The following is a 14,682-nucleotide window of genomic DNA, read 5'->3' on the forward strand; positions in this document are numbered from 1 at the left end:
GAACACTTTTTATTTTTTGTAGGTAAAAGACACGTATGACGCAAGCCAAGTTTGTTGAAGGCCCCATATTACGCCATATCTTAGTGATGAGTTCGACCGCAGCGGTAGGGATTTCTGCCTTATTTGTCGTGGATTTACTGGATATCTTTTTCCTGAGCCTATTGGGAGAGCATGAACTCGCGGCGGCTGTGGGATATGCGGGGAGTATTTCGTTTTTTACCACATCGATTGGAATTGGTTTATCGATTGCATTAGGGGCTTTAGTGTCTCGCTCGATTGGCGCAAAAGAGGTGGTGTTGGCAAAGCGCTTATTACTCAATAGCGCGGTTGTGACGACACTGATCAGTGTGCTGGTGGCGGCAGTGGTCACCATCTTTATTCCTGAGCTAGTTGCCTTAGTCGGCGCGAGTGGTCATACGGCAGAGCTTGCTGCGAGCTATTTGTATATTCTCGTGCCTTCCTTGCCTTTTATCTGTCTTGCGATGGCGCTCGGCGGGGCTTTGCGCGCCGTGGGTGATGCAAAGTTATCTATGATGTCGACCTTAGCGGGAGGCGGCGTTAATGCAGTACTCGATCCGATTTTTATCTTCATGTTCGCCATGGGGATTGAAGGCGCTGCATTGGCATCCGTTTTAGCGAGGGTGGCGGTATTTGTGATTGCCGCTCGCGGTGTGGTGGTTAAGCATAAGTTGTTAGGCCATTTTGATAAGGCACATTTTGTCGCCGATCTTAAGCCCATCTTTGCCATTGCAGGTCCAGCGATGTTAACCAATGTGGCAACTCCCATCGGAAATGCCTTTGTGACCCGAGCGATCGCCGATTTCGGTGACGCTTATGTGGCAGGCTGGGCAGTATTGGGGCGTTTAATCCCTGTGGCTTTTGGGATGATCTTTGCACTCTCTGGCGCGATTGGACCTATTGTTGGGCAAAACTTTGGCGCAGGTCAATTTGACCGAGTACGTGAGAGTTTAACGCGGGCGATTCAGTTTTGTACTGTATATGTGCTGGTAATGTCTTTGTTGCTGTTTATGCTTAAGTCACATTTGGTCAGTGTGTTCGATATGAAGGGCGACAGCGCTGATCTTATTCACTTTTTCTGCAGTTATATCGCAGTATTCTTTATCTTTTCGGGGATTTTATTCGTGGCGAATGCGTCCTTTAATAATCTTGGCAAGGCCAAATATTCCACGCTATTTAACGTAGGTAAAGCCACTGTAGGCACTGTGCCCTTTGTGTATTTTGGTGCACTTTGGGGTGGTGTTTACGGTGTATTGATTGGGCAAATTTTAGGGTCTATTTTGTTTGGTATATTAGGTGTGTGGGTTGCCTATCGTTTAGTGGATAAAGTGGCGGCGCAGGCACAGTTTTCCGCCGCGGCTAATCTTGATGCTGCGAATGCTATCCCCCGTAATGTCGTACTGAGTGAGGAAGAGGAAATCGCTAATTGTGTTGCACAGAACTTACCGAGTGCGACCAATCCGCTGTCATCCTCGTGCGTGCAGATGGCGCAATTAACGGAGGAGCAAGAGAATGAGCCCGTATTACCCTATTTAGACGAGGGTAAAAAGCCTAATTGACGTTATGTGGCTTAGCTGCGCCGTGTAGAAGCTGTGGGCAAGAACGCAGATAAAGATGAGCTCTTAATAATGAGGAGAAGTCAGAAAGCTGCTAATGATAGGAATGCTGAAAAACAAAATGCCACAAGATTGCTTGTGGCATTTTGTTTGAAACGGCGTTTGCACTTCATTTAGTTAAGTTAACAATGCCAAAATACGCTGTTAAAAGACTATTCTGCTGAGCTTCTTATTCTTCGTTACTGCTTATTCTTCAATACTTGGCGTGTCTTGTTGGCCTTCGACTTGTTCAGTCGCGGCTTCTGATGCTGCCATTTTTGCGCGATCAGCCTTAGAGATGTAACCTGATTTTGCAGGTGAGCCGATAGTCACTGGGTCGACTTTATTCAGTCTGGCCTTAGCGCGTTTAGCTATTTTCTTGATGATCTTTTGTTTCTTGTTCATGACGTCTCTAATTTCGTTTCGCACCCGCTACGCGCAGGAATATGAGGCCAAGGGCTCAATTGAGGCGGGATTCTAACTCAATCTGAACGAACTGACCATGTTTTGCTGAATTTTGTCGAAAACAACGGCCACTCTTTGGGAACTAGTTTTGCTATATGGCGTTAGCATAACCATTTGACTCAAACGGTGCTGTTAGTATTTCACACGACAAATGCTGCAAATTCTGCGGTGTAGGCTGTCAGTGTGGATCAAAAGCCATTATATTGCCTAGCATTATGAGTTTGAAAAATTGACTCTACTGTTATTTTATTGCTCATATCCTGAGTTGAGGAAGATGTGTGTTATTAACTAAAATCACTTTTTTTGAGCGCTTTGAGCACGATATATTAAGTGGCACTAAAACCATTACATTGCGTGATGAAACGGAATCCCATGTGATTGCAGGTCAAACGCTTCCCGTTTCAACCTTCGAAACCGACCGCTGGTTTTGTGATATCCATATTATTGATGTCGTGCCAGTGACCTTAACCGAGCTCTCAGACATTCATGCTAAGCAAGAGAATATGACGTTGCCGCAGTTACGTGATGTGATTGCAGAAATTTATCCCGGTCTTGAGCAATTGTTTATGATCCAGTTTAGGGTTTTACCGCAGTAAAAGTATAGAGCGTAATTCGTAAAATAAAAAAGGCCGCACAGCAGCCTTTTTATTACAAATTCAATGGCATATTAAGTTGTCGAAGATTGCTGAACTGTTCAAGAACATCAGCTATCCAAGACAACTAAACCGTCCAAGGTAACAGTTTTTTGGCAAAGTGATCGGCTTGGCCTAAGCGAATCGCTGCGCGGTGACGCATCCGATAAAATGCTTGATAGCACAGGGGGACTAAGTACAAACTAGTCACTGTCGAGAACGATAAGCCACCGATAATGGCGATTGCCATGGGGTAATATGGCGGGCCGCCGCCACCGATTTGGGTATCACCCATTGCCAGTGGGACTAATCCCAGTACTGTTGTACCTACTGTCATTAACACTGGCCGCAAACGGGTGATACACACCTCCCGAATGGTGTCAGACAATTTGTCGAGATCCGGTGTCATCTGATTGATTTGATCCACCAGAACGATACCGTTGTTCACCACTATCCCCATTAAAATCAAGATACCTATCATTGCCATCACAGAAATAGGGGTGCCTGTGATAAACAGCGCCCAGAATACACCTGTGATGGAAAATAGGATCGAGGTAATAATCGCCGTTGGTAACAGTAGAGATTCAAACAACGCCGCCATAACAATATAAATCATCGCGACAGCCAAGAGCATATTAGTCACCATCACGTTCTGATCTTCATCTTGGCGCTCGAAGCCACCACGGAGTGAATAGTCGTAACCATCGGGGAAACGGATATTTTCCATCACTTGCTTAATCTTAGTTTGCGCCTCTTCTGTGGTGAGGTTTTCTAAGTTAGCCCCAATCGACAGCGAGGTTTGGCGATTGAAGTGTTTGATAGTATCGAAGCGGGGTTGGATCTCAATCTTCGCCAGATTATCTAAGGTGTACACTCTTTGGTCGAGGCGTACTATGGGTAACTGCTTGAGTTTCTCAAGTGACTTTTGCCACTCTTTCTCGTAGGCCATTTCGATGCGCAGCTCGCCATTAGGATCGTGGCGGAAGGATCGTAGCGGTGAACCGCGCAGTGCCATCGAGATACTTGAGGCAATTTCATTGAGTTTTAAATCTAACCGCGCCGCCATTTGTCTATCAATGCGGATAATCACTTCTTGCTGAGCGCCATTAAGCTCGGAGCGAACATCTTGCAATCCTTTGATGTTTTGCAACAAAGGAATAACTTGCTCGCTCAAGTTAATCAGCTCAGAGGTTGAACGCCCTGTCAGTGTGACTCGCACGCCAGAGTTGTCATTGCCCCAGCCAAATTGCGGTTTGGCGATGGAATACTTCGGGAAGCCGCTACGGATTTTCTTTTTTAACTCATCCACTGACATAGGCAAATCTTTCTTTAGGAGGATCACTGATGAGCCATCGTCAGAGGCATAATAGCTGTAGACAGAATCAATATGGAATTCCTCTTTATTGTTATAAAGATATTCTTCCATTTGGTTGATCATCGCCTCAGTGACATTGAGATTATGTCGACCTTCTACTTGGTAGTTAATGTAGATTCGTTCATTGCTCTCGCTGTCTTCTTGATCCTGTTTAACCATAGATAGCGGCAGGGCGGTGGATGCGAGGATCGCTACAGCAATCACACCTGAGCGCCAAGGTCTGAGCAATACCCAATCTAGGGTATTATTGTAGAAACGTTGTAATTTACCCGCATCCTTTTCGGGGGCGATGTCGAAGTGGAACTTAGTCAACATCAAAGGGATTAAGGTTTTTGCGACCAATAGCGACGCTGCGAGTGAGATACAAATCGCAATAGCAACATGCTCTAGAAAAATGGTGATCTCGACTTTTACGCCAAAAATATTAGGTAAAAATACAATGGCGGTTGTCATTGTGCCTGCCAATACCGCCAGAGACACTTTATCGACCCCCGTCATGACTGACTCTTCATTGTCTTTAGGGTGTTTACCTTGTTTTTCCTGCAGTACGCTCTCAGTGACAACCACAGCATTATCAATCAACATACCGACGGCGAGCAGGAGCCCCATCATAGACAGAATATTCAAGCTGTAACCGAGTAGATACATAGCGGCGAGCGTCATACCAATTGAAATAGGTACGGATGACACAACCACTAAAGTCATTTTCAAATTACGCAGGAATAAGTACAGCACGACAAAGGACAGCAGTGCACCGATTAACCCTGAAAGCAGCAAATCCATTAGTGAAGATTTTACTCCAGAGGCTTGATCTTCCATGATAAATAGGCGAATACCTTGGAACTGTTGGTCCTGTTTCGCAAGCTCAATCACCTTCATTACACGGTCTGACACTTCGACTAAGTTAGCGCCAGATTCCTTAAAAACATCCAAACCCACGGCATAGTGCTTATCTAAATGTCGACCTTCGATACGTTCAGGTAGGGCAAATTGCACATCGGCGATATCGCCTAAGGTCAATCCGGGGAGCAGTACTAGTGCTTTGATATCTTCAAGGTTTCTAAACTCACCCTTAGGTGAAACTTGATAAACGATATTACTGGCCCTGAGTGTACCTGCGCTCAGCACAAAGTTCTCTCTGCCGAGACGTTGTTGCAAATCAGTGGCTGAAAATCCACTGGCGGCAAGGCGGTCGGCATTGATGCGTACCTCAATTTGCTTTTGCTCAACGCCGTACAGGCTGACCTTAGAGACACCTTCAACACGTTCAAGTGGACGCTTGAGCTGTTTATCGAGTAGATCGAATGCACCTGAAAGCTCACGATCACTTGAGATGCGTATGGTGAGCACAGGCATGTCGGCGGTGGAGAATTGGCGGATAAAGACCCGCTCCACATCCTTGGGCAGTAAATGTCGTACAGCATCGATTTTTTCCCGCGCTTCTAAGCTCTTAGTGGCAACGTTTTCCCCCCACTTCATGTTGATTTCGATTTCGGCGCCTTCTTGGGAGGATTCTGATTCAAGCTCATCAATCCCACCCATAGTAGCGAGGGATTCCTCCAGCACTTTGGTTATATCGCGTTCCACTTCAGCAGGGGTCGAGCCTTTGTAAGGCACTTCCACCACTATCTGTGGGATATCAATACCAGGGAACATTTCCAGCGGTAATAGGCGACTCGAGGCGAGACCAAACAGCAAGATCGCAAAGAAAAACATGCTGGTGGTTACGGGGCGCTTAATGGCTAAACGGGTGAGGTTCATGGGCGAGCCTCCTCTACGTTTACATGTGAGCCAGTTACGGCGTATTCTTTACGGTCGAACAGGGCATAGAGCACTGGGAGCACAATTAAGGTCAGTAGTGTTGATAAACTCAGACCAAAGATCACCGTAATCGCCATCGGTGCGCGCACCTCTGAGCCATCACCTAGACCTAGCGCCATCGGCAATAAGCCTAAGGTCGTGGTGAGGGTTGTCATCATAATCGGGCGTAGGCGCGATTTAGCTGCATCGCGAATGGCATCAAGTTTTTGAGCACCTTCGCTACGCAGTTGATTGATCCGATCCACAAGCACAATCGCGTTGTTCACGACGATCCCCGCCAACATGATAAGGCCAATAAATACCACCACACTCAAGTTAGTTTGGGTGATATAAAGCCCAAGTACACTGCCACCTAATGCCATAGGTACGGCAAAGAGGATAAGCAAGGGATGTAATAGTGATTCAAACTGACTCGCCATGACTAAATATACTAAGAAAATCGCTAAGATAAGGGCAATTTTGAGTGATTGGAATGAGTGCTCCATTTCCTCATTTTGACCACCAAAACGGGCCTGAACCGATGCGGGTAACACTTGTTGCGATAGTATCTGCTGCGCCTGTGCAACCGCATCGCTTAAATCACCATAGGCGAGGTTAGCTGATACGAGAGCCACACGTTGTTGGCTGATGCGGTTAATCGCAGATGGGCCTAATTGCAATGAAACTTCTGCAACTGCGCTTAATGCAATAGGCTGACTGCTATTCGGATTGATGATTAAGGCATCGATATCGCTGATTTGATCCCGCTCCGCGAGTTCACTGCGCACCAGAATATCAATCTTACGGTCACGCACTGTGTATTGACTGGCAACAGTACCACCAACACGTTGGGCGATACGGTTCGCAACCGTTGGCGCATCCATTCCTAGAGCCGCTAACCTTGCATGATCGAAACGGATACTTAGCTCAGGTTGACCATCACGTAGACTGGTGTTCACGTCGGCAAAACGCTCCGATGCGGATAATGCTTTGACGAGACTATCTGCGCTGCGTTTGAGCAAGTTTAAATCGTAACCTGTGAGTTCAATTTCCAGTGGCGTTTTAAAGCTGAATAACTCAGGTTGCTCAATTTTCGCTTCAAGTTCAGGAATGCGGCGCGCAGTATCACGTAATACTTGAGTGACTGCGTTATAGGCACTGTGGTCGTTAAGCACCACTTGCAAGCGGCCCCAGTTTTCACCCCCGCGGGCAGTATCCGAAGTCATCAAACCGCCACTACCGGCTTGGCTATAAGCATGTTTAACTTCGGCTCTGTCTTTAATGGACAGTGCAAGTTGCTGTAATATCTTGTCGGTTTCGCTTACTGCCGTACCCGGCGGCAGTAAGATCTCCACGTAAAACTCGCCCTGATTCATTGGCGGAATAAGCTCCATACCAAGTCGCGGTAACAAGCTAATACAAGCGCCTGTTATCGCAATCGTGAGTAACAGTGTTGCTTTCTGTTGGCGCAGCGCCGAGGCCAGAAGCTTGTAATAAACCTTCTCAATACTGTGGTAGACAAAGTTAAATGCTGAGCTTAACGGGCGCATCACTAGACCAATAAGCCATGAGAAAAAGCGGCCTAAAATCAACACTAAGGTCAGTAGTGCACTGGGTAAGTAACTAACAATTAATAGAATAGGAAAGGAAAACACAGTCGCGCTATAGTGTTTAAGCTTGCCCATTTTAGTGGTGGGTTTATCCTTAGGTGTCGTTTTTATCAGCGCGGGTAAGGTTTTAAAGCCTTCACGTGATGCCAGCATTGGAATGGACGTTAACGCGACTAATAGCGATGCTAACAGTGCAAAAGTGACCGTTAGCGCTTGGTCTGAGAAGAGGGCGCCGGCAATCCCATCCACAAATACTAGCGGCACAAACACCGCAAGAGTGGTGAGTGTTGAGGCAAAAATTGCGCCTGCCACTTCTTTAGCCCCCGTCACAGCGGCTTCTAATTTACTCATTCCTTCGCTACGGCAGCGGTCAATGTTCTCTAATACCACAATGGCGTTATCGACCAAGAGACCTATGGCAAGGGCGATACCACCTAATGACATAATATTTAAGCTGATATCGGCAAAATACATCATGTTAAAGGTGGCGATGACTGAGAAGGGAATCGAGATAGAAATAATCAGTGTCGGGATGATATTACGCAAGAACAGGTAAATCACTAGCATAGATAACAAGCTGCCCATCAGCGCAGAAGAGGTGACTTCGCTGACCGCACTTTCGATAAACTCAGACTGATCGTAAATCACTTCGAGCTTATTTTGCTTAGGGTCTTGATTGATTTTGACGAGTTCATCGCGCAGTTTTTTGGCGACAGCGACAGTATTTGCATCACCTTCTTTATAAATGGCCAGTTCAATCGATTCTTGACTGCCGATGCGGGTGATATCACTACGCTCCTTGTAGGCATCTGTGATGGTAGCAACTTCGAATAAACGGACTAAAGCTTGCTCATCGCGATAGACGATCACTTGGCCGAGTTCATCTAATGAGTTGAATTGGTTTAGCGTTCGTACTAAGTATTCGCGATCACCTTGGATCACTTTACCCGCAGAGAGGTTGATGTTTTCCTCATTAATACGACGTTTAATATCATCGGCATTGAGATTGAGCTGCGACAGTTTTTCTTGATTGAGCTGAATATGAACTTCTTGCTCTAGGCCGCCAGATAAACGCACGGCGGCGACCCCAGATAGCGCCTCTAAACGACGCTTAAGCTCTTCCTCTGCATAGGTGCGCATTTGTTTGAGATCGGCTTCTGAGGCATTGGGCACAGACAGCGCAAGACGCATAATGGGGTCGAGATTGGGGTTAAAACGCAGTAATAAGGGCTTTTTAACATCAAGTGGCAGAGCGATAGTGTCGAGCTTTTCACGTACATCTAAACTCGCCATATCCATTGTTGTGCCCCATTCAAACTCAAGCACCACATCTGACATGCCGGAGCGCGAAATAGAACTGATTTTACGTAAGCCTTTGACCACGCCAACGGCTTCTTCAATTGGTTTAGAGACGAGCTGTTCAACTTCTACTGGCGCCGCACCGTCATACATAGTGCGAATGGTTAACGTGGGATAGCTTAAGTCTGGCAGTAACTTCACCGCTAGGCGGGAAAATCCCACCATACCGAATAAAATCACCGCCAGCATGAACATCCATACCGTGACTGGCCGTTTAACAGAAGTGCTGATAATTGACATGAAAGGCTCCTATCAGTTCTTAGCGGAAGCAAGATCGAGTGGGGTGATCACTTCGACTAAGGATTGGTCTTTCAAGTTTTGCTGGCCACGGGTCACGACTTGTTCACCGGGATTAATACCTGTAATCACTTCTACCGAATCACCTTCACGGTAGCCAATTTCGACTTCACGACGGTTCGCATTGGTACCATCAATAACATAAAGCGCTTGTTTGTTGTCTTGGTTAATCAAGGCGCTGTAGGGAACGGTAATCACGTTCTCGTGGGTGTCGTATTTGAGCTCAACTCGGGTAAACATGCCAGCTTTAAGGCGCGCCTCTTGATTCGGCACAGCAAGTGTCACCTTAAAGGTGCCACTTTGTGGGTCCACAATCGGGCTTATGCGCAACACTTTGGCGTGGATAGCATTCTTGCTATGTTGATTACTAAACACTTGTGCTTCTTGGCCGAGTTTTAAGCTCGCAAGCTGTTGCTCTGGCAAATGAACTATACCGTGAAGTTCATCTTGGTTGACTATATAAAACAAGTCGCCAAATTCCTTCGCCATATTGCCAGCTTTCACATAGCGTTTAGCAACTACACCGCTGATAGGGGACAGTACGCGGCTTTCTTTTACTTGCAGTTCAGCGAGATCTTTTTTAGCGATAGCGGCTTGCAAGTTATATTCAAGTTTGGCCATTGAATCCGCGCTGATAAATTCTCTGTTGCTCATTTTCTTCAGACGATTTAATTCTTGCTCGATGATTTTGACTTCGGCTTCTGAGCGGTCTAAATCATATTGCTGCCTCTTGGCATCAATAACAGCCAGCACTTGTCCCTTTTGAACGCGGTCACCTTCTTCAACAGCGAGAGATTCAATGAGCCCTGATATACGACTCACTACATTGGCTTCCTGTGGCGCTTCTAAGGTGGCAGTTGTACTGTAAAAAGATGAAACGTTTCCTTGCATCACTGTAGTGGTTTCGACGGGAATGGCATATTTTTCTTCTTTTTTGACCACTTCTTCCTCACCACAGGCTGCTAGCATCGAAATCATTAGCAGTGGCAGGGTGAATTGAGCAATTTTTGACTTTTCCATAAGAATGTTACCTGTTGTCTTTATTGTGATGCCAGTTGATAGCAGAAACCATGCCAATGTTTAAATTTGTTTAATTTCAGTCTATTAGTCGTATTTTTGGCTAAGTGTGATTTGTGATTCTTACCAAATGTAGCCAAAAGGTTTAAAAAGTGATGAGAATAACTAAACGCGGTTAATTAAGATTACACAAGTGCGCAATTGCAACAATGTATTTTGTCAGGAGAAGGAAGTCTAAAAGAGGATTATTTGAAATGAAAAAAGCGCCCTTAGGCGCTTTTTAATGCGTAAGTCGTGGGACTTAGCGTTTGTCTTGTGCGACGAAATCACGCGCAGTTTCACCAGTATATAACTGACGTGGACGGCTGATTTTGTGGCCTGGTTGATCTAACATTTCTTTCCAGTGAGCAATCCAGCCTACAGTACGTGCCAGTGCGAACAGCACAGTGAACATACTGGTTGGAATACCAATGGCTTTCATAATGATGCCAGAGTAGAAGTCGACGTTTGGATACAGCTTTTTAGAAATGAAGTATTCGTCTTCAAGTGCAATGCGCTCAAGCTCCATTGCCACATCCAAGAGTGGATCTTGTACTTTCAGTTCTTTCAGCACTTCATGACAAGTTTCACGCATCACTTTGGCTCGTGGGTCAAAGTTTTTGTAAACACGGTGTCCAAAGCCCATCAGACGGAAAGGATCATTTTTATCTTTAGCGCGTTCAATGAATTCAGGAATACGGTCTACTGAACCGATTTCTTCTAACATTTGCAAACAGGCTTCGTTAGCGCCGCCGTGTGCAGGGCCCCAAAGAGATGCGATACCCGCTGCGATACACGCAAATGGGTTTGCACCTGAAGAACCGGCTAAACGTACTGTTGAAGTCGATGCATTTTGCTCATGATCTGCATGTAAAATGAAGATCCTGTCCATTGCACGTTCAACAATAGGGTTCACGACGTATTCTTCGCACGGTACAGCAAACATCATGCTTAAGAAGTTGCCTGCATAGCTTAAGTCATTACGTGGGTACACGAATGGCTGGCCTGAAGAATACTTGTAGCACATGGCTGCTATCGTAGGCATTTTTGAGACTAAGCGATAAGCGGCGATTTCGCGGTGACGTGGATCGTTAACATCCAGAGAGTCTTGGTAAAATGCAGATAATGCACCCGTCACACCACATAACATGGCCATAGGATGAGCATCACGACGGAAACCTCTAAAGAAGAAGGCTAGCTGCTCGTGAACCATAGTGTGGGTTTTAACTGTATGTACAAACTCAGTATATTGCGCTTTGGTCGGTAGTTCACCGTAAAGCAGCAAATAACACAGGTCTAGGTAATCGGAGTCAACGGCAAGTTGATCGATTGGATAGCCACGGTGTAACAATATACCCAGATCACCATCAATATAGGTAATTGCAGATTCACAGGAGGCAGTCGCAAGAAAACCTGGATCAAAAGTAAAGTAACCTTTGCTGCCAAGTTTACTGATATCGATTACGTCAAAACCAGCGGTTCCCTGCTTTACTGGCAATTCTATCGAGTCGTTCCCTGGTAATTCTAATTTGGCTTTTAAATCAGCCATACCCCGTTCTCCTTACTTAGTTCTTATCTGTGAGTGCGGCATGTCAAACCGCCATTACTTTACAGCCATTCTAGATCACATTTCAATTTAAATAAGCGTTTAAATTTGTTAGACCATGGTATAAAAGCCTTTACTTTTCTATTTGTAACTGGCACTTACAGTAAAAAATAGTCAAAAAAACATAATTTGCATTCTGTGATGTTTGTATTTGACATTTGCCGCGAGTATACTTGCCTCGCCCAATAAGGGCCGCAAACAACGATTATAAAGCACCCTTTGTTTACATGTTAAATGAGTGCGTGCTCAGATAGTTAACTGTTTGTTTAAACTTTGCTTTTGTGTTTACTTTTGCAGTGATCAACCTCCTGTTTAAAGTTTGTACAAAAGCGGTTCACATAACAAAAAAAATGCTCAATGGAGCTGAGTGAGCAGAACGTGAAAAAGCAAAGACCTGTCCATTTAGATCTGCAGACCATTCGCTTTCCTGCAACAGCGATTGTGTCAATTCTTCACCGTGTTTCCGGTGTCATCATGCTGTTCGCAGTTGGCATTCTCATTTGGTTGCTAAATTCATCTTTAGCATCAGCTGAAAGTTTCGCTGGCGTACAGTCTCTATTCGATAACTTCGTGATGAAGTTTATCCTGTGGGGCATTATGACTGCACTGGCGTATCACTTGTTTGGTGGCCTGCGCCACTTAGTAATGGATACCGGTCGTTGGGAAGAATTGTCATCGGGTGCCGCATCAGCGAAAGCTGTATTTGCCTTAACGGTAGCCTTTTCAATCATAGCGGGGATCTGGGTATGGTAACCAATGCAGCAAGTTTTGGACGCAGTGGTGTTCATGACTATATTCTACTACGCGCTAGTGCAGTGATCCTCGCCTGTTACACCATTTTCTTGGTTGGCTTTATTGCATGTAGTTCCCCTCTCACCTACGACGTCTGGCATGGCCTATTTAGTGCTCTGCCAATGAAAGTGTTTACACTTCTGACGCTGGTAGCCTTATTAGTACATGCTTGGATTGGTGTATGGCAAGTGCTGACAGATTACGTTAAGTGCACGTCGTTACGTGGTGTTTTACAGTTCACCTTTGTCGTTACCGTATTTTGTTATTTAGCGGCCGGCATTGTTATTGTGTGGGGTGTCTAAGTGAGTATTCCAGTACGCGAATTTGATGCTGTAGTGATCGGTGCCGGTGGCGCTGGTATGCGTGCAGCGCTGCAGATTTCCAAAGAAGGTAAAAGTTGCGCGCTTTTATCAAAAGTATTCCCAACCCGTTCTCATACCGTATCTGCGCAGGGTGGTATCACTGTTGCGTTAGGTAACGCCCATGAAGATCATTGGGAACAACACATGTACGATACCGTGAAAGGTTCCGATTTTATCGGTGACCAAGAAGCGATCGAGTTCATGTGTAAAACCGGTCCTGAAGCCGTGATTGAACTTGAGCAAATGGGTTTGCCTTTCTCTCGTTTCGAAAATGGTACGATTTACCAACGTCCATTTGGTGGTCAATCTAAGAACTTTGGTGGCGAGCAGGCTGCGCGTACTGCGGCAGCTGCCGACCGTACTGGTCATGCTTTGCTTCACTGTTTATATCAACAAAACGTTAAGCATAAGACGCAAGTCTTCTCAGAATGGTATGCATTAGATCTCGTTAAAAACGATGATGGCGCCGTTGTGGGTTGTACTGCGATTGAAATTGAAACGGGCGATATCGTTTATTTCAAAGCTAAAGCAACGATTCTTGCGACGGGTGGTGCAGGGCGTATTTACGCTTCGACGACTAACGCGCATATCAACACCGGTGACGGCGTAGGTATGGCAATGCGTGCTGGCGTGCAAATGCAAGACATGGAAATGTGGCAATTCCACCCAACTGGCATCGCCGGCGCGGGTGTACTTGTGACTGAAGGTTGTCGTGGTGAAGGCGGTTATCTGCTGAACAAAGACGGCGAGCGTTTCATGGAGCGTTATGCCCCTAACGCGAAAGATTTGGCATCACGTGACGTGGTAGCACGTTCAATGATGACTGAAATCCGCGAAGGTCGTGGTTTAGACGGTCCATTAGGCCCACACTGTTTACTGAAGCTTGATCACTTAGGTAAAGAAACATTAGAAGCACGTTTACCAGGCGTGTGTGAATTGTCTCGTACTTTTGCCCATATCGATCCAGCCGATGGTCCAATTCCAGTACTACCAACGTGTCACTATATGATGGGCGGTCTACCAACTAAGGTCAGTGGTCAAGTTATTCGTAAGAATGAAGACGGCACTGAACAAGATGTTATTGGTCTGTTCGCTGTGGGTGAGATTGCCTGTGTATCTGTACATGGTGCAAACCGTTTAGGTGGTAACTCACTGCTTGACTTAGTGGTTTTTGGCCGCGCAGCGGGTCAGCATTTAGGTAAAGCTTTGGATGAGACTGACGATCCAAAAGACGCTAGCGATGCGGATATTCAAGCCTCTCTGGCGCGTCTGAATCGTTGGGAAAGCAACAAAGATGGCGAAGACCCAGCGCAAATCCGTAAGGATCTGCAACTGTGTATGCAATTAAACTTCTCTGTATTCCGCCGTGGCGATGCTATGGCTGAAGGGTTAGAGCAGTTGAAAGTGATTCGTGAACGTCTTGCAAATGCTAAATTGTCTGATAACTCTCGTGAATTCAATACTCAACGTATTGAATGTTTAGAGTTAGATAACTTGATGGCAACGGCAATCGCCACGGCTTATGCGGCTAACTTCCGTACCGAAAGTCGCGGTGCTCACTCACGTGAAGATTATTTAGAGCGTGATGATGAGAACTGGTTATGCCACAGCTTATTTGACCCAATCACTGAAACGATGGATCGTCGTGCAGTGAACATGGCACCTAAGTTACGTGAAGCATTCCCGCCGAAGAAACGTACCTACTAGGAGTTGCA

10 protein-coding genes are annotated in these 14,682 nt (G+C 45.9%); 5 read left to right on the plus strand and 5 right to left on the minus strand.

The features are described from left to right. Positions 1–35: 35 nt before the first annotated feature. Positions 36–1,577: an MATE family efflux transporter gene (locus L5M51_RS05945; RefSeq protein WP_219252113.1), complete on the plus strand. Its 1,542-nt coding sequence runs from the start codon at positions 36–38 to the stop codon at positions 1,575–1,577. A 243-nt stretch (positions 1,578–1,820) separates the two neighbouring features. On the opposite strand, the gene L5M51_RS05950 is transcribed toward L5M51_RS05945, so the two are convergent. Further along, positions 1,821–2,018 (minus strand): DUF2986 domain-containing protein, encoded by a 198-nt coding sequence (locus L5M51_RS05950; RefSeq protein WP_028759693.1) that lies wholly within the window; start codon positions 2,016–2,018, stop codon positions 1,821–1,823. A 338-nt stretch (positions 2,019–2,356) separates the two neighbouring features. Between L5M51_RS05950 and yqfB the strand changes: the two genes are divergently transcribed. Beyond that, entirely contained in the window at positions 2,357–2,674 is a 318-nt protein-coding gene (gene yqfB / locus L5M51_RS05955) for a N(4)-acetylcytidine aminohydrolase (protein ID WP_113940516.1), read from the plus strand. A gap of 124 nt (positions 2,675–2,798) precedes the next feature. Here yqfB and L5M51_RS05960 read toward each other — a convergent pair whose 3' ends face one another. The 4 genes from L5M51_RS05960 to L5M51_RS05975 form a co-directional block, all read right to left on the minus strand. Then, a complete protein-coding gene (locus L5M51_RS05960) occupies positions 2,799–5,846 on the minus strand; it encodes an efflux RND transporter permease subunit (protein ID WP_219252114.1) in 3,048 nt (1,015 codons plus the stop codon). Continuing rightward, complete coding sequence (locus L5M51_RS05965) at positions 5,843–9,094, minus strand: efflux RND transporter permease subunit (protein WP_263171969.1); 3,252 nt, start codon at positions 9,092–9,094, stop codon at positions 5,843–5,845. The genes L5M51_RS05960 and L5M51_RS05965 overlap by 4 nt, the downstream gene beginning before the upstream one ends. Positions 9,095–9,106: 12 nt before the next feature. Continuing rightward, the gene (locus tag L5M51_RS05970) at positions 9,107–10,171 is read right to left on the minus strand and encodes an efflux RND transporter periplasmic adaptor subunit (protein WP_105252698.1); all 1,065 of its coding nucleotides are present in this window, start codon (positions 10,169–10,171) and stop codon (positions 9,107–9,109) included. A gap of 298 nt (positions 10,172–10,469) precedes the next feature. Continuing rightward, positions 10,470–11,756: a citrate synthase gene (locus tag L5M51_RS05975; protein ID WP_105252697.1), complete on the minus strand. Its 1,287-nt coding sequence runs from the start codon at positions 11,754–11,756 to the stop codon at positions 10,470–10,472. A 414-nt stretch (positions 11,757–12,170) separates the two neighbouring features. Between L5M51_RS05975 and sdhC the strand changes: the two genes are divergently transcribed. Genes sdhC through sdhA form a run of 3 tightly spaced genes read left to right on the plus strand, consistent with a single transcriptional unit; the run spans position 12,171 to position 14,674 of the window. Beyond that, complete coding sequence (gene sdhC, locus L5M51_RS05980; protein ID WP_012089416.1) at positions 12,171–12,566, plus strand: succinate dehydrogenase, cytochrome b556 subunit; 396 nt, start codon at positions 12,171–12,173, stop codon at positions 12,564–12,566. Continuing rightward, the gene (sdhD, locus tag L5M51_RS05985) at positions 12,560–12,907 is read left to right on the plus strand and encodes a succinate dehydrogenase, hydrophobic membrane anchor protein (protein WP_028759700.1); all 348 of its coding nucleotides are present in this window, start codon (positions 12,560–12,562) and stop codon (positions 12,905–12,907) included. The genes sdhC and sdhD overlap by 7 nt, the downstream gene beginning before the upstream one ends. Then, entirely contained in the window at positions 12,908–14,674 is a 1,767-nt protein-coding gene (gene sdhA, locus L5M51_RS05990; protein ID WP_011847025.1) for a succinate dehydrogenase flavoprotein subunit, read from the plus strand. The last annotated feature ends 8 nt before the right edge of the window (positions 14,675–14,682 follow it).

This window comes from Shewanella sp. SM73, assembly GCF_025653795.1.
GTDB classification, from domain to species: domain Bacteria; phylum Pseudomonadota; class Gammaproteobacteria; order Enterobacterales; family Shewanellaceae; genus Shewanella; species Shewanella oncorhynchi.